The 14,788-nt window shown below is 60.2% G+C and carries 15 protein-coding genes; 8 read left to right on the forward strand and 7 right to left on the reverse strand.

The features are described 5' to 3' along the window. Positions 1-90: 90 nt before the first annotated feature. The gene (locus tag ACESYO_RS11335; RefSeq protein ID WP_346672024.1) at positions 91-390 is read right to left on the reverse strand and encodes a YlmC/YmxH family sporulation protein; all 300 of its coding nucleotides are present in this window, start codon (positions 388-390) and stop codon (positions 91-93) included. A 176-nt stretch (positions 391-566) separates the two neighbouring features. Between ACESYO_RS11335 and ACESYO_RS11340 the strand changes: the two genes are divergently transcribed. The 3 genes from ACESYO_RS11340 (at position 567) to sigE (ending at position 2,982) form a co-directional block, all read left to right on the forward strand. Further along, positions 567-1,193 (forward strand): HAD family hydrolase, encoded by a 627-nt coding sequence (locus ACESYO_RS11340; protein ID WP_283128746.1) that lies wholly within the window; start codon positions 567-569, stop codon positions 1,191-1,193. A 152-nt stretch (positions 1,194-1,345) separates the two neighbouring features. Beyond that, positions 1,346-2,275: a sigma-E processing peptidase SpoIIGA gene (locus tag ACESYO_RS11345; RefSeq protein ID WP_346672025.1), complete on the forward strand. Its 930-nt coding sequence runs from the start codon at positions 1,346-1,348 to the stop codon at positions 2,273-2,275. After that, on the forward strand, positions 2,272-2,982 hold the full coding sequence (gene sigE / locus ACESYO_RS11350; protein ID WP_058966480.1) for an RNA polymerase sporulation sigma factor SigE: 711 nt from the start codon (positions 2,272-2,274) through the stop codon (positions 2,980-2,982). The genes ACESYO_RS11345 and sigE overlap by 4 nt, the downstream gene beginning before the upstream one ends. Positions 2,983-3,028: 46 nt before the next feature. Here the strand turns inward: sigE and ACESYO_RS11355 are convergent, their stop codons facing one another. Beyond that, on the reverse strand, positions 3,029-3,541 hold the full coding sequence (locus ACESYO_RS11355; protein WP_058966482.1) for a hypothetical protein: 513 nt from the start codon (positions 3,539-3,541) through the stop codon (positions 3,029-3,031). Between the two features lie 187 nt (positions 3,542-3,728). Between ACESYO_RS11355 and sigG the strand changes: the two genes are divergently transcribed. Further along, the gene (gene sigG / locus ACESYO_RS11360; protein WP_317407570.1) at positions 3,729-4,505 is read left to right on the forward strand and encodes an RNA polymerase sporulation sigma factor SigG; all 777 of its coding nucleotides are present in this window, start codon (positions 3,729-3,731) and stop codon (positions 4,503-4,505) included. Between the two features lie 79 nt (positions 4,506-4,584). Here the strand turns inward: sigG and ACESYO_RS11365 are convergent, their stop codons facing one another. Then, complete coding sequence (locus ACESYO_RS11365; protein ID WP_058966484.1) at positions 4,585-5,436, reverse strand: DegV family protein; 852 nt, start codon at positions 5,434-5,436, stop codon at positions 4,585-4,587. A gap of 262 nt (positions 5,437-5,698) precedes the next feature. On the opposite strand from ACESYO_RS11365, the gene ACESYO_RS11370 reads away from it, so the two are divergent. The 4 genes from ACESYO_RS11370 (at position 5,699) to ACESYO_RS11385 (ending at position 9,943) form a co-directional block, all read left to right on the forward strand. After that, a complete protein-coding gene (locus tag ACESYO_RS11370; protein ID WP_132587461.1) occupies positions 5,699-6,607 on the forward strand; it encodes a DnaD domain protein in 909 nt (302 codons plus the stop codon). 3 nt (positions 6,608-6,610) lie between these two features. Then, on the forward strand, positions 6,611-7,585 hold the full coding sequence (locus ACESYO_RS11375; protein ID WP_346672028.1) for an ATP-binding protein: 975 nt from the start codon (positions 6,611-6,613) through the stop codon (positions 7,583-7,585). Positions 7,586-7,707: 122 nt separating this feature from the next. Further along, on the forward strand, positions 7,708-9,060 hold the full coding sequence (locus tag ACESYO_RS11380; protein WP_373210043.1) for an MATE family efflux transporter: 1,353 nt from the start codon (positions 7,708-7,710) through the stop codon (positions 9,058-9,060). 127 nt (positions 9,061-9,187) lie between these two features. Beyond that, positions 9,188-9,943 (forward strand): GntR family transcriptional regulator, encoded by a 756-nt coding sequence (locus ACESYO_RS11385; RefSeq protein ID WP_283128739.1) that lies wholly within the window; start codon positions 9,188-9,190, stop codon positions 9,941-9,943. Positions 9,944-9,982: 39 nt separating this feature from the next. On the opposite strand, the gene ACESYO_RS11390 is transcribed toward ACESYO_RS11385, so the two are convergent. From ACESYO_RS11390 to ACESYO_RS11405, 4 genes are all read right to left on the reverse strand, one after another. Next, positions 9,983-12,280, reverse strand: coding sequence for an ATP-dependent Clp protease ATP-binding subunit (locus ACESYO_RS11390; protein WP_373210042.1), 2,298 nt, complete (start codon positions 12,278-12,280; stop codon positions 9,983-9,985). A 148-nt stretch (positions 12,281-12,428) separates the two neighbouring features. Further along, entirely contained in the window at positions 12,429-13,220 is a 792-nt protein-coding gene (locus ACESYO_RS11395; protein WP_283128606.1) for an ABC transporter permease subunit, read from the reverse strand. After that, positions 13,217-14,113, reverse strand: a complete 897-nt coding sequence (locus ACESYO_RS11400; RefSeq protein ID WP_283128607.1) for an ABC transporter ATP-binding protein — start codon at positions 14,111-14,113, stop codon at positions 13,217-13,219. Before ACESYO_RS11400 ends, ACESYO_RS11395 begins: the two co-directional genes overlap by 4 nt. Next, the gene (locus ACESYO_RS11405) at positions 14,110-14,727 is read right to left on the reverse strand and encodes a TetR/AcrR family transcriptional regulator (protein WP_283128608.1); all 618 of its coding nucleotides are present in this window, start codon (positions 14,725-14,727) and stop codon (positions 14,110-14,112) included. The genes ACESYO_RS11400 and ACESYO_RS11405 overlap by 4 nt, the downstream gene beginning before the upstream one ends. Positions 14,728-14,788 lie beyond the last annotated feature (61 nt).

Here is a 14,788-nt window from a genome sequence, read left to right on the forward strand (position 1 = left end):
TCCCACCTTTGGGGGTGTTTTTCCTGCAAATCCCGTAGTAAATGGAAACGCTGTTTATTATACGCCGTGCCCTGTGGGCCGCGCAAGTTATCAGCTGCTTACAAAATTGTGAAAAATCGCCCGAAGCCCATCTTCCTCCGGCCGTGGAGGTAGATCCTGCACCGGGCAGTTCACCAGAATCACGTCCTCGCCTATGGTCTCAATCTGCTGCCAGGGGATGACCATATCCTCTCCCCGGCCCAGCAGCCCGAACCAGCGGGGCCGCCCCCGCAGAATCAGGCTGCACACCTGCGCGCTGCCCATCTCCAGCTCCAGATCATCGGCCCGGCCCAGTTTTACGCCGGAGCCCAGCTGCACCACATCCTTTTTACACAGCTGCCGCAATGTCATGGTCCATCGCCCCCTCTTTCTATTTTCTTTCATTGATATGCTCAAAACCGACGCCCGATTCCCAAAGTTTTGTCGGGGCATTGGCCCGGCGCAGAAAATCGTGTATAATAAAAACAATATCCCCGGGCCCTGCGCCCTTGGATGATTGCAAAGGAGAAAAAGGAGAATCTGGCCTTATGTATAAAAACATCATCTTCGACCTGGGGGGCGTTGTGGTTGATTTCAATCCCCGGGAGTTTTTGCTGGAACGCTTTTATAATGAGGAAATTGAGCACAAGGTGTTCGATCTGACCTTCGGCAGCGAAGAATGGACGCTGCTGGACGCCGGGCAGCTGAGCCGGGCCGAGGGCAACGCACGCATGCTGGAAAAAGCCAGGGCTGAGGGCTGCGCCTTTGAAGTACAAAGCGTACTGGACGACTGGGCCCGCATGCTCAAAACCCGCCGCAAAACCGTGGAAGTAATCAAGCGGCTGAAGAAAATGGGCTTTTCCATCTATTACCTGTCCAACATCCCGCAGGACGTGATCGACGAGATTCGCCAACGGGATTTCTGGCCCCTGTTCGACGGCGGTATCGCTTCCTGTGAAGTAAAGCTGACCAAGCCGGATCCGGCCATTTACAAGCTGCTGCTGGAACGCTGCCAGCTGATCCCCTCCGAGACCATTTTTGTGGACGACAGCAAGCCCAACACCACTGCCGCCTTTGATCTTGGCATCACCGGCATCCACTACAAGGGCAGCTCCTCCTTCATCCGGGCGCTGAACACCTGCGGCATTCCCATCAAGGAACATCTGCTCTGGTAATCCCCCCAAAAACAGCAGGACGCTGTGCACTTTCCCTCTCATCGGGAAGGCGCATGGCGTCCTGATTTTTTTGACAGTTTTTTCTCCGCTGCCGCGCTACAATCGAAATCACAGCGGGTGAACATGCCCTGTGAAAGGAGCGGGATGCAGCCGTGAAAACCGTGATCTATCTGGATGTCCTGTTGCTGGTGAATTTTCTGGTGGCATATCTGCTTTTGCGTGCCGTGGGGTTTCTCTGCGGCGCGCCCCCGGGCTTTCTGCGCACCTGCGCCGGGGCTGTGCCGGCCGCGCTGTCCACCCTGATTCTGCTGGCTCCGCCCATGCCCGCTGCCGCGTGCATCCTCTATCAGGCGGTCAGTGCCGCCGGAATATGCCGGGCAGCCTTTCCTTTCCGGGGCTGGCGGGGCTTTGCCCGCCAGACAGTGTGGTACTTTCTTCTGAACATGGGGCTGGCAGGGGCGGTACTGCTGGCTTTGAGCCGGGATCTGCCACTGGGCGTTCAAACCAACAATCTTGCCGTATACTGGGCGGTTTCCCCCACCCTGCTTGTGGGAAGCGCCGCCGGGGTATATTTTGTTCTGCGACTGGTGCTGGCGCTGTTCGGCGCGCCCAAAGACACCGAAAACTGGCAGCTGCGCCTTTCGCTGAACGGGGCAAACGCCCCGCCACTGAACGCCCTGCTTGACACCGGCTTTCTGCTGCGGGATCCTTTGAGCGGTCAGTCCCCGATACTGGTGAGTTATAGCAGCCTGCGCGGCACGTTGCCCCCGGCCATTTCCGTCTTTCTGGAGCGTTATTTTGCCGGGGCCTGCCCGGAGTTCCCTCCCGGGATACCGGTACGGCTGATTCCCTGCAAAACCGCCGGGGGCATGCGCACGCTTCCCGCCGTGGGGGGATTTTTTGCCCGGCTTTCCGGCCCGGGGAACCCCCGTCAGGCCGAACGGGTGCTTGTGGTGTTCACCGACCAGACTCTGGCAGACGGTTCGGTGCAGGCACTGTTTGGCAAAGAATTTTATCACACCACCCGGCCCCTGCGAGAGCCTGCCGCATCGGCCGGACGGGAAAGGAGTGCTGTTGAATGAAATGCAGTTGGTTTTTGCGCGTCTGGCACGCATTGCTTCGCTGGCTTTGCCTTCCGGACGCAGTCTACTACATAAACGGGCCGGAAACTCTGCCTCCTCCCCTGACCCCCGCCGAGGAAAAGCTGGTGTTCGCCGGGCTGGAGGAGGGCCGCCAGAGCTGCCGGGACATCCTGATCACTCACAACCTGCGGCTGGTGGTATACATTGCAAAAAAATTTGAGGGCAGCAATGTTTCGGTGGAGGACATCATCTCCATCGGCACCATCGGGCTGATCAAGGCGGTAAACACCTTTGTGCCCTCAAAAAACATCAAGCTGGCCACCTATGCCAGCCGCTGCATCGAAAACGAAATTCTGATGTATCTGCGCAAAAGCAGCAACCGCCGCCAGGAGGCCAGCATCGACGAGCCTCTGAACACCGACGGCGACGGCAACGAGCTGCTTCTCTCGGATGTATTGGGAAGCGACCAGAACCAGATCAGCGCTCAGCTGGAACAGGACGCGGAAAAAGACATGCTGCGTCAGGCGGTGGCCCGGCTGGCGCCTCGTGAGCGGCAGATCATGCAGATGCGCTTCGGTTTGGCCGACGGCATTGAGCGCACCCAGAAGGAAGTGGCAGATGCCATCGGCATCTCGCAGAGCTATATTTCCCGGCTGGAAAAGCGGATTATCCTGCGGCTGCGCCGGGAGCTGGAAAAATCCCTGTGAACATCAGAGCCGGGGCCGGGCAGAAAGATTTGCCCGGCCCCGGTTTTCAGCGGGTAATTTCACACCGGCAGTCCGCTGCAAAGAGCTCCAGCAGACTGCCCGCAAGGCCCATTTCCCCCGCCGGCAGATACAAACCGTAGCAGAAGCCGTCCCGCTGCCAACAGGCCAGCGCCCCGCCGCCCGGTGCCTGCCGCAGCTCGGTGCGCACCCCGCTCACCGGCCGCACCGTAAGCTGGTCGTATTCCGGCAGATCCAGCTCCCACATCCGCAGCTCCTCATTTTCCGGAGCTACCCGCAGCACCGCCGTCCAGTTGGGCTGGATAAAGAACTCCAGCTGCCCCACGCGCCGCCCCAGAAGATAGACCCGGTCCAGCCGCAGATAGGGGGCACCGGGCAGCCGCGTCACCGCAAAGCCGGCCTTTTCGGTGAAATCCGGTCGTTCCAGCATCCGTTTTTCCTTTGCGCAGCGGTCATAAAACACCGCCCACAGAAAGGCCAGCCCCGCCGTGAGCAGAATCACCACAGCCATACAGCATAAAAGCCAGAGTTCCGAGGTCATATTTGCATCCACTCCCTTGCATCGTTTGTGTTCACAGTATGCCGGAAAACGCTTTTATGTGAACGCTATACGTATATTCCTGCTTTTTTGCGGCTGTGCGCCCTGATTTTGCCAGCCACTACGCTGACTGCTTTTCTCCTGGCGCGGCCATACTCTGAACAGGCACCCTTGCCTGTTTGGAGTGTGAATGAGCTTGTATTACAACAAAGTGGAGCTGTGCGGCGTGGATACCTCCCGCCTGCCGGTGCTGACCGAAGCGGAGAAACGGCAGCTGCTGCGTGCCGCACACGAGGGCGACGACAACGCACGGCAGACCATGATTCGCGGCAACCTTCGGCTGGTGCTCAGCGTGGTACAGCGTTTTTCCGGCCGGGGCGAGTGCATGGACGATCTGTTTCAGGTGGGCTGTATCGGGCTGATCAAGGCCATCGACAACTTCGACCCGGAGCTGAACGTGCGTTTTTCCACCTATGGTGTACCCATGATCGTGGGCGAGATCCGCCGCTTTCTGCGGGATAACAATCCTCTGCGGGTGAGCCGTTCCATGCGGGACACCGCCTATCGGGCCATGCAGACCAAGGAGCAGCTGCAAAAGGAGCTGGGGCGGGAACCCCGCATCCGGGAAATTGCCGCCCGGCTGGAAATGCCCGAGCGGGCAGTGACACTGGCGCTGGAAAGCGTGGTGGAGCCGGTAAGCCTGTACGAGCCGGTCTACAACGACGCGGGCGACGCCATGTATGTGATGGATCAGGTGGGCGAAAACGACGGTGAGGACAGCTGGATCAGCGAAATTCTTTTCAGGGACACAGTGCACCAGCTCAGCGAGCGTGAGAAAAAAATCATGGCTCTGCGGTATCTGGCGGGCAAAACTCAGATGGAGGTGGCCCGGGAAATCGGCATCAGTCAGGCCCAGGTGAGCCGACTGGAGAAAAACGCGCTGGGCCGTATCCGGGAACAGCTGTGAAATGCCTGGCCGCAAGCAATCGGAACACGAAAAAAGGGTGTGCCCCGAATTCCGGGGCACACCCTTTTGCCATTCAATTTTATTCTTCGTAATAATAGCAGCCCACACCCAGCGCACCCGGGCCGGTGTGGCAGGCAATGCTCAGGCCCAACGCACTGCACTGCACCTTGCAGCGGGGGAAGCGCTCCTGCACGTACTTCTGCCATTTTTTGCCCACCTCCGGTGCGCCGGAATAGGCCACGCCGATGTGCATGGGCATCCCGGCAAAACGTCCGGTCAGATCGGCACAGATGGCATCCAGCAGCTTGTCCTGTGCCTGTGCCAGCCCGCGCACCTTTCCGTAGGCATCGATGCCGCCGCCCTGAATCTGCAAAAGAGGCTTGATGTTCAGAACGGTGCCGATGGCAGCCGCCGCCGGGGTAACCCGACCGCCCTTTTTCAGATATTTCAGGGTATCCACCGTCAGATAAACGCTGGCCTTTAACGCGTTCTCCTCCAGATTCTGCTTGATCTGAGCCGCAGTCAGGCCGCGCTTTGCCAGCACCTGCGCATCCAGCACCGACTGGCGCTGGGGCAGCGAAATGCGCTTATTATCCACCACCTGCACCCGGCCACCATATTCCGTTGCCAGTGCTGCCGCGGTGGCGGTGGTTCCGCTCAGCCCACTGCTCATGGGAATGTGCACCACCGCCTCATAATCGTTCAGAAGCCGATCCCACAGGTTGGTCACCGTTTCCGGGCTGGGCTGACTGCTGGTAATGTTGGCGCCGGCCGCCTGCAGCCGGTAGAACTCCTCCGCTGTCAGATCCACGCCCTCCAGCATCCACTGCCCGTCCACCGAAAAGGGCATGGGCAGGCAGTAAACCCCCAGCTTCTGGGCTTCCTTTTCCGAAATGCCACTGTTTGTATCGGTCACGATTGCGATCTTCATCTTCTCTATCCGCCTCTCCGCCCCGGCGCGGGCACTGGTTTCCCCTACTGCCGTTCTATAAATAAATGGTACACGTCCCGGGCCGGTTTGTCAATTCGTCCTCCTTTGCCACCCCTTTCTCCCGGCTTTTTTTGCCGTCTGGCACTGGTCAGCACAGCGATTTTGTGGTATGCTTTATGATGTATTTTTATGGGCTGCCGGCGGCTTTGCCGTATGCCCGCCGCATTCCATGCCTGTTTGAACAAAAAGGAGCCCTTGCCCTATGACCTACCGCCTGCGCAGCCAGACCGGCGATTCCATCGCCGTGCCACAGCTGATCTTCACCAACCTCACCCGTGCCACCGGCGACCACATGCGGGTGGCCCTTTACATTCTGGCCACCCACAGCACCGATCCCAAGGACATTGCCCACGCTCTGGCCCTGAAGAACGTGCAGGCCGCCCAGAAGGCACTGGATTTCTGGCATGGAGTAGGTCTTCTGGAGCTGGAGCGGGACGCCACCCCTCCCGCCCCTCTGCCTGTCAAGCAGCCGCCGCTCACCGCTGAGGAGCTGCGCATGGCCGCCATGCGTGACCCCATGGTGAGCACTCTTGCCACCGAGGCGCAGACCTATCTGGGCCAGAGCCTGGGCCAGAAGGACATCCAGCGGCTGGTGTCGCTGTATGTGAATGAAAGCATCCCGGTGGATGTGATTCTGCTGTGTGCAGCCCACATCGCCAGCCAGGGCCGCCATTCGGTGACCCAGCTGGAACGGGAGCTGGATCGCTGGGCGCAGGAAGGCGTGACCACCGGTCAGGAGGCGGAAGAATACCTCCAGCGGCTGAAGGAGCGAAGCCAGCGGGAGGAAAAAGCCGCCGCCATTCTGGGCATGCCTGTGGGCGCGCTTACCCTGGCGGACAAGCGGTGCATCCGCCGCTGGTATGAGGAATTCGGTTACTCGGACGCCATGGTGGAGGAAGCGGTGCTTCACGGCAACGGCAGCAAGGACCCCAAATACATCAATGGTATTCTGAAAAGCTGGTACGCCAAGGGCTGGCGCACCCCCACCGACGCCCGGGGCGGCGGATCGCTGGCTGGTGCAAATGTGCGGGTAGACCGTCAGGCCCCCAGCGGCAACGACATCCTGCAGCGGCCCGCACGCCGTCCGCTGCGCCTGAAACGGGAGGAATAAGCCATGCGCACCAAAAATGAACTGTATCGGGAAGCTCTGCGCCAGGTGGCCAGCCGCCGCCAGCGGGCGGTAACTCAGGCCCAGGAACGCCGGGCCGGAGCACTGGCTGCTCTGCCCCGGCTGGGTGAACTGGAAGCGCAGGTGCGGGCTCTGGGGCTGCGCACCATGGAGCTGGCCGCAAAAGGCGCACCGGAAGCCGAGCGTCAGGCAGTGGCCGAACAACGCCGCCAGACCCAGGCAGACATCAACCGGCTGCTTGCCGAAAACGGCTACGGCCCCCAAAGCCTGGAACCCCGCTATGTATGCCCGGACTGCCAGGACACCGGCATGGTGAACGGCCGCCTGTGCCCCTGTGTGGGCAAGCTGGCAAGGCAGCTGCGCTGGCAGGAGATCAGCGAGGAAACACACCTGAGCCTGTGCAGCTTTGAGAGCATGGATCTTTCGCTTTATCCGGATGCCGTCGACCCGGCCACCGGCGAAAATATCCGCGCCCTGATGCGGGACAATTTGAACTATCTGCAGGCATACGCCCGGGAGTTTGATCTGAAAAGCGCAAATCTTCTTCTGTATGGCAACGCGGGGCTTGGCAAAACCCATGCCGCGCTTTCCATCGCCAAAATCGTTCTGGAAAAAGGCTTCAATGTGGTGTATATCTGCGCCCAGAATCTGTTCAGCCAGCTGGAACGGGAACGCTTTGCCGACAGCTGCCCTCTGCTGGAAGCCGTGATGGAAGCGGATCTTCTGATTCTGGACGATCTGGGCACCGAATATGTAAACCCCTATATGTCCAGCTGCTTCTATAACCTTTTGAACACCCGCATTCTGGAAAAGCGGCCCACCATCTACACCACCAACATTGTGGACGGCAAGGCCTTTGAAGCCCGCTATACCGAGAAGATTGCCAGCCGTCTGGGTGGCAGCTGTGAGCCGGTTCTCTTTCTGGGTCAGGACATTCGGGGACTGAAAAGCCGGATGTGACCAAAAACGGGGCGCACTGCCCCTATCTGCTTGCAAAAAAGGAAACGAGCCTTCGGGTCCGTTTCCTTTGTTTTGCCCCAAATCGGGGCGCTGATTTGTGTGAGAAAACGGAGGATTGTGAAATGAAGGAAAACATCATGGGAACCAAGCCGATGACCCCGCTTTTGCTGGGCATGGCCTTCCCCATCATGATCAGCATGCTGGTGCAGGCGCTGTATAACGTGGTGGACAGCATCTTTGTGGCCCGTCTCAGCGACGCGGCCCTCACCGCTGTGAGCTTCGCCTACCCGGTGCAGATGCTGACCATCGCGGTGTCGGTTGGCACCAGCATCGGCGTAAACGCTCTGCTCAGCCGCCGGCTGGGCGAGGGCGACCGGCAGGCAGCTGACCGGGTGGCCCACAACGGCCTTTTGCTGATGGTGGCAAGCTGGGCGGTATTCGCCGTATTCGGCCTGTTCTTTTCGGAGCTGTTTTTCAGCTTCTTCACCAAAAATCCGGAGGTTGCCGGAGGCGGCGCGGCCTACCTGCGCATCTGCCTGGTGTTCAGCCTGGGCATGTTTTTACAGATCTGCCTGGAGCGGCTGATCCAGGTGACCGGTAAAACCGTTTACCAGATGGCCAGCCAGCTCACCGGCGCTGTGGTGAACATCATTCTGGACCCCATCCTGATCTTTGGCATGTTCGGTATGCCGAAGATGGGCGTTGCCGGCGCAGCCGCAGCCACCGTGATTGGTCAGTGGATCGGCTGCGGCGTGGCTCTGGTGCTGAACCTGCGCCACAACAACGAGGTTCGGCTCCGTGCCAGCGCCCTCCGCTTTGATTTGCCCACTGTAAAGAGCATCTATTCGGTGGGGCTGCCCAGCATCATCATGCAGAGCATCTCCAGCGTGATGACCTTCGGCATGAATTTCATTCTGGCCGGCTTTTCCGAAACCGCCGTCTCTGTGCTGGGAATTTATTTCAAGCTGCAGAACTTTGTGTTCATGCCCGGCTTCGGCCTGACCAGTGCTCTGGTTCCCATTGTGGGCTATAACTATGGCGCAGCCAAAAAGCAGCGCATTCTGGCCTGCACCAAAACAGCCATGATTTCCATTACCGTAATCATGATCTTTGGCACTGCTCTGTTCCAGCTGTTCCCCGGCCAGCTGCTGGCACTGTTCAGCGATGGTGGTGATCTGGCCCGCACCGGTGAGCCGGCGCTGCGCATTATCTCGCTGAGCTTTGTGTTCGCGGGCATTGCCATTGTGCTCAGCAGCCTGTTCCAGGCGCTGGGTGAAGGGCTGCACAGCCTGCTTATGAGTGTATTCCGCCAGCTGGTGCTGCTTTTGCCCATCGCCTGGCTGCTGTCGCTTTCCGGCAATGTGGATCTGGTGTGGTACTCCTTTTTGATTGCTGAAGCAGTTTCGCTGTGCTTTGCGCTCACACTCTTCCGGCGCAGCTACAACAAAAAGATCAAACATTTAGCCGGCGTTTGATTTCCGCCTTTTGCCCGGAGCGGTTCCTGTTTGGCAGCCGCCCGGGCTTTTTTGTTGCGCAACCGGGCCGGGCTGTGCTATACTTTTTCTAAAGTATGATTTATTTGTGTGCAGGAGGCAATTGGATATGGCAAAAGCAAAAACCGGTGAAGCGGGGCCGCTGGGCGGTGCGGTGATCAGTCAGCAGATCGCAGCCCAGCTGCTGCGCGAAATGCGCACCGGCCCCTACGAAAGCTGTGAGCGGCTGCCCGCCGAGGTGGAGCTTGCGGCCCGCCTGGGTGTCAGCCGCACCGTGATCCGGGACGCACTGGCCGAACTGGAGCGGGAGGGCTATGTGGAACGGGTACGCGGCATCGGCACCGTGGTAAACCGGCGCATCGTTGCACTGGATAACCGTCTGGACCAGAAATTTGAATACAGTGCCATGATCCGGGCCGCCGGCTACACGCCTTACGCGGACAGCATCTCGGTGCAGCAGCTCACGGCAGACAGCCACCTGGCTCACCAGCTGGAGCTGGAGGTGGGTGATCCGGTTCTGATGGTGCGCAAACGGGTGCTGGCAGGCGAGATGCCGGTGATCTACTCGGTGGACTATCTGCCCGCAAAGCTGCTGGATCATGAAAGCGCCCAGCGGCAGGATTTTGCCCGCCCCATCTTCGATATTCTGGAGGAGGTATGCGGCGTTTCGGTGACCAGCACCGTCACCCACACCAGCGCTGTGCTGGGCGATGCTGCCATCCGGAAAACGCTGGAGGTGCCGGACCACGAAGCGCTTCTTCTGATGGATGAGATCAGTTTTTCAAAGCTGACCCGGCCGGTGATGTATTCCCTTTCTTATTACACCAACTTCTTCTCCTTCTCGCTGCTGCGCAAGAAGGTCTGAAAACGCAAAAAGGCAGGTCTGCATGACCTGCCTTTTTCGTTACACCTGTACCGGTTGAGGGGTGTCTGCCTGCGGCTGACCGGGCAGAAGGCACACCTGCCCCTGCTGCACACAGGCAGTATAGCTTGAGCCTGGCTGAGCCTGCCCGCTGGCAATGCTGTCGGCCAGAGCCTGCTCCACCGCCCGGCTCACCTGACGGCGCAGCTCCCGGGCTCCGTAGGCGCTCCGCCCCCGCCGGGCAAGCTCCTGCGTCAGCTCCCGGGTATGGCTCAGCCGGTAGCCGCTGCGGCCTGCCCGCTGCTCCAGTTCATCCAGAAGCTGTTCGGTAATCTGTTCCAGTGCCGCCCCTTCCAGTGGCGAAAAGACCACTGCCTCATCCATCCGGCCCAGCAGCTCGGGCCGGAAAAAGCGTTTTGCTTCCTCCAGCGCCAGCTCCTTCTGCCGGGCAAGCTGTGCCGCCTGCCCGGCCGCAAAGCCCAGTGCTCCCGCCTGCCCGCACAGATGCCGTGCGCCCAGATTGCTGGTGAGCAGCACGATGCAATGGCAAAAGCCGGTTTTTCGGCCCTCACTGTCGGTCAGCTGGCCTTCCTCCAGAATCTGCAACAGCAGGTTCTGCACGTCCGGGTGGGCTTTTTCGATCTCGTCGAACAGCACCACACTGTACGGGCGGCGGCGCACCGCCTCGGTGAGCTGGCCACCCTCACCATGCCCCACATAGCCCGGAGGCGCACCGATGAGCCGGGCAGCAGCATGAGCCTCCATATATTCGCTCATGTCAAAACGGATCAGTGCCTTTTCGCTGCCGAACCACTGGCTGGCCAGTGCCCGGGCCAGATGCGTCTTGCCCACGCCTGTGGGCCCCAGAAACAGAAACGCCCCCATGGGCCGGGTCTGATCCCGCAGACCGGTGCAGGCCCGGCGCACCGCTCCGGCCACCGCGTGCACCGCCTGCGGCTGCCCCACCACCGCCTGGGCCAGCCGCTCTTCCAGCTTGTCCAGCTTCTGGCGCTGGTGCTCGGTAATGCGTTCGGCAGGCACTCCACTGGCTCTGGCCACCACTGCCGCCAGCTGATCCGGTTCCAGCGTGGGCATACCCGGCTGGCCCTGATTCTGAATGTGCAGCGCGGCGGCGGCTTCGTCGATCAGATCGATGGCCTTGTCCGGCAGAAAGCGCCCCGGCAGATATCGGACCGACAGCTCCACCGCCGCCTCCAGCGTGCGCTGGGGCAGCACCACCTGATGAAACCGCTCATATCGGGAAGCCAACCCCTGCAAGATCTGCACCGCCTGCCGGGGTTCCGGCTCCTCCACCAGCACCCGGCCAAAACGCCGTTCCAGCGCCGGATCCTTCTGCATGCAGCGGCGATATTCCTGCTGGGTGGTGGCGCCGATCATCCGCAGCTCGCCCCGGGCCAACAGCGGCTTCAGAATATTGGCCGCGTCGATGGCGCCTTCCGCTGCGCCCGCCCCCACTACCGTGTGCAGTTCATCCACAAACAGGATGGTGTTGCCCTCCCTGCAGATTTCTTCCAGCAGGTTTTTCAGCCGCTCCTCAAAATCGCCCCGATATTTGGTGCCCGCCACCAGGCTGGCCATGTCCAGACTGAGCAGCCGGCGGCCCTGCAATGTATCCGGCACCCGGCCTGCGGCAATTCGCTGGGCCAGCGCCTCGGCCAGCGCGGTTTTGCCCACCCCCGGCTCACCCACCAGACAGGGGTTATTCTTCTGGCGGCGGCAAAGGATTTCAATCATCCGTTCCAGCTCGCTTTCCCGGCAGAACACCGGGTCCAGCCCGCCCTCCGCCGCAATCCGGGTCAGATCCTTGCCGTATTTATCGCTGGCCCGGCTGCTCCGGCTGGGGGCCGGGGTACTGAATTTTGGCTGCAGCGGCAGCACCAGCTGGCCCGAAAGCTGGCGACACTCCTTGGCGGCGGCATTCACGTCCACCCCCAACTCAGCCAGCCAGCGACTGGCAGTACAGGTGGGGTCCTCCAGTATGGCGCAGAGCACATGCTCGCACTGGGCCTCCTTCATGCGGGCAGCATGGGCCCCCAGCACCGCAAAATCCAGTGCCTTGCAGCTTTCCGCCATCATATTTTTCGGGCTCAGGCGGCAGGCGGCATCCCCCGACTGCTGCTCCACCCTTCCCAGAATCTTTGCCGGAGTCACACCACGGGCCGCCAGCAGATTGGCCGCCGGGCTTCCCCCCTGGGTCAGAATCGCCAGCAGGATATGACCGGTGCTCACCTGCCGCTGCCCCCGCTGCCCTGCCAGCGAAAGGGCCAGATTCAGCATTTTCGCCGCGCTGCGGGAAAAGCCTTTGAACCGGTAGCTCATTGCCATCGTTCTCCCTTCGTTTGTTCGTTCCGGCAAGAGTATGGCCCGCCGAATACACGTTTTAAACCGGAACGATGCAAAAAGCCCGCCTTCCGGCATCCGCATACCGGAAAGAGGACTTTTTTCCTGCTTGCTGAGCTGTTTTGAATCACACGCAGATATCCCGACGGAAAAAAACCATCACACCGGCGACAAAGAGAGCCAGTGCCCCCAGATACAGCCCCGCCAGTGGAAAAATGTTTTCTCCATTTGCCAGCGCCACCGGGTCATACATCGTCACCGGGGTAAACCAGCGCAGAAACTCCGCTTCTTCCCCCACACCGGCCAGCATATCCAGCAGAACAAAGGCCACACACAGGCCTCCACCCGCCCACAGGGCCGGGCTGCTGCTCTGAAACAGGCAGGCCGAACAGAAGCACAGCCCCGCAAAGAACAGCAAAAGCCCCAGATCGCCCAGATTCACCAGAGCAAAACGGTCGAATTCCAGCTCACCGGGGAACAGTACTTCCGCCAATCCCCCGCACAGGCCGGTCATATAGCCCACCAGCAGCACCACTGCCGCCACAAGCACAAAGGCCTGAGTAACAGCCAGCTTCCAGCGGGGCACCGGGCTGGCCAGCAGCCAGGCCATGGCTCCGCGCTCCATATATCGCACCAGCAGCCGCTGCACCAGAATCAGAATCATTACCAGCGGCAGCGCAACCAGCAGAAAGCCGTAAAGATAATTGGCCAGAAACTGGGTCAGACTGGCTCCCGGATTGCTCATGCCAAAAGCCGCAAACAGCTCCGGCATGCTCTCCATCATGGTATTCAGGCTGTCGCCCAGTTTTGGGTCGAACATGCTGGTGATCATGGATCCGTACAGAGTGACCACCCCAAGGAAAATCACCACCAGCAGGCCGTTTGCCCGCAGCTCCTTTTTCAGCAACGCTCCGCTCATTTGTCCTGCCCCCCATACATCCGCAAAAACATATCCTCAAGGTTTTCCTGCCGGGTCTGCAGATCCTGCACGCCGCTTTGCGCCGCCTGTGCCAGCAGCCGGGCCACCGGTTCACCCCGGCCAAGGCGCAGCTGCACCCACTCGCCCTTTGCCGCCGCACCGGGCCAGCCCTCCGCAAACACCGCCGCCCGCGCCGCAGTTTCAAACCGCAGCTGATACGCCCGGCTGGCCTTGGTTCGCAGTTCGCCCAGCTGTTCCACCGCCGCAACACGTCCGCTGCGCAGAAGGGCCGCCCGATCGCACAGGCGCTCCACCTCTTCAAAGATATGACTGGACAAAAGGATCGTTACGCCCTGCTGTTTTTCCGCCAGAAGAATTTCCCACAGCTGGTTTTGCATCAGCGGATCCAGGCCGCTGGTGGGTTCATCCAGAATCAGCAGCCGGGGACGGTGCATCAGCGCGCACACCAGCCCCACCTTCTGTTTGGTTCCCTTGGACATTTTTCGAATCTTCTGATTCGCATCCAGCCCGAACCGGGCGCACAGCTGCAGGGCATGGGAAAGATCACGCTGCCCCCGCAGCCCCGCCATCAGCCGGATAAAGGCCATACCGGTCATATCGTCCATCAGCGCCAGTTCTCCGGGCAGATATCCCACCTGCCGCTGTACCCGGGCTGCCTGTGTAAAACAGTCTTTTCCGAAAATACGGGCGCTACCGCTGTCCGGCCGGACGAAACCCATCAGCTGGCGGATGGTTGTGGTCTTGCCCGCGCCATTCGGCCCCAGAAGGCCAAACGCTTCGCCCTGCTTCACCTCAAAATCCAGCCCGAACACACCCCGACCCCTGCCGTAATCTCTGGTCAGATTGCTGACTGTGATCACCGATTCGCTCATTGATATTCCTCCTTGTAGGCATAGCTGCGCAGAATGCCCCGCCACACCATGTATTCCCTTACCAGCTCCTCCAGTTCCAGAGGTTTCTGCTCCATACGGCGGCAGTGGATGTAACCGTCGGTCAGATAGACCAGCATATCCAGCACCTGCCGCGGCTGCACACCGGGGCGGAATTTCTCCAGATCCACTCCGGTGAAGTACCGCTCCCACAGCTCCTCCAGCACCCGCACCTGGTATTTTTGCAGCGCCGGGCCGATATCCCGCTCAGCGGTGTAGTACATCCGCACCGAGAATTCCAGCGCCCAGGGCAGCTTTCGCAGAATGGCCAGCTTTTCCTCCATGCCGTAATCCAGCAAATCGAAAAAGTCGGTGATGCCCACCATCTGCTCCATCTTCATGTTCTGTTCAATAAACGACTGCAAGTACCGGGCCAGATATAAGTACAGTGTCTGCTTGTTTTTGAAATAATAGAACAAAAGCCCTTTGGAAATGCCTGCCTTGCGGGCAATCTCCTCGGTGCTGGCCCGTTTATAATCGCTTTGGGCAAACACCTCCATGGCGGCGTGCATCACCGCCTTTCGTTTTTCTCTGGGCAGCTGACGCATCCGGTCCATTCTGCCATCCCCTTTCCCTCTTCGTCCCCTTGACCTGCCGGTCAGGGTTTCTGGCTTCATT

Source organism: Allofournierella massiliensis, from assembly GCF_964241245.1.
In the GTDB taxonomy this organism is placed as follows: domain Bacteria; phylum Bacillota; class Clostridia; order Oscillospirales; family Ruminococcaceae; genus Allofournierella; species Allofournierella massiliensis.

Excerpts from the sequence above, each read along its gene's own strand:
- ACESYO_RS11335 (WP_346672024.1), bottom strand. The coding sequence starts at position 390 with ATGACATTGCGGCAGCTGTGTAAAAAGGATGTGGTGCAGCTGGGCTCC.
- ACESYO_RS11340 (WP_283128746.1), top strand. The coding sequence starts at position 567 with ATGTATAAAAACATCATCTTCGACCTGGGGGGCGTTGTGGTTGATTTC.
- sigE (WP_058966480.1), top strand. The coding sequence starts at position 2,272 with ATGAAATGCAGTTGGTTTTTGCGCGTCTGGCACGCATTGCTTCGCTGG.
- ACESYO_RS11355 (WP_058966482.1), bottom strand. The coding sequence starts at position 3,541 with ATGACCTCGGAACTCTGGCTTTTATGCTGTATGGCTGTGGTGATTCTG.
- sigG (WP_317407570.1), top strand. The coding sequence starts at position 3,729 with ATGAGCTTGTATTACAACAAAGTGGAGCTGTGCGGCGTGGATACCTCC.
- ACESYO_RS11365 (WP_058966484.1), bottom strand. The coding sequence starts at position 5,436 with ATGAAGATCGCAATCGTGACCGATACAAACAGTGGCATTTCGGAAAAG.
- ACESYO_RS11370 (WP_132587461.1), top strand. The coding sequence starts at position 5,699 with ATGACCTACCGCCTGCGCAGCCAGACCGGCGATTCCATCGCCGTGCCA.
- ACESYO_RS11375 (WP_346672028.1), top strand. The coding sequence starts at position 6,611 with ATGCGCACCAAAAATGAACTGTATCGGGAAGCTCTGCGCCAGGTGGCC.
- ACESYO_RS11380 (WP_373210043.1), top strand. The coding sequence starts at position 7,708 with ATGAAGGAAAACATCATGGGAACCAAGCCGATGACCCCGCTTTTGCTG.
- ACESYO_RS11385 (WP_283128739.1), top strand. The coding sequence starts at position 9,188 with ATGGCAAAAGCAAAAACCGGTGAAGCGGGGCCGCTGGGCGGTGCGGTG.
- ACESYO_RS11390 (WP_373210042.1), bottom strand. The coding sequence starts at position 12,280 with ATGAGCTACCGGTTCAAAGGCTTTTCCCGCAGCGCGGCGAAAATGCTG.
- ACESYO_RS11395 (WP_283128606.1), bottom strand. The coding sequence starts at position 13,220 with ATGAGCGGAGCGTTGCTGAAAAAGGAGCTGCGGGCAAACGGCCTGCTG.
- ACESYO_RS11400 (WP_283128607.1), bottom strand. The coding sequence starts at position 14,113 with ATGAGCGAATCGGTGATCACAGTCAGCAATCTGACCAGAGATTACGGC.
- ACESYO_RS11405 (WP_283128608.1), bottom strand. The coding sequence starts at position 14,727 with ATGGACCGGATGCGTCAGCTGCCCAGAGAAAAACGAAAGGCGGTGATG.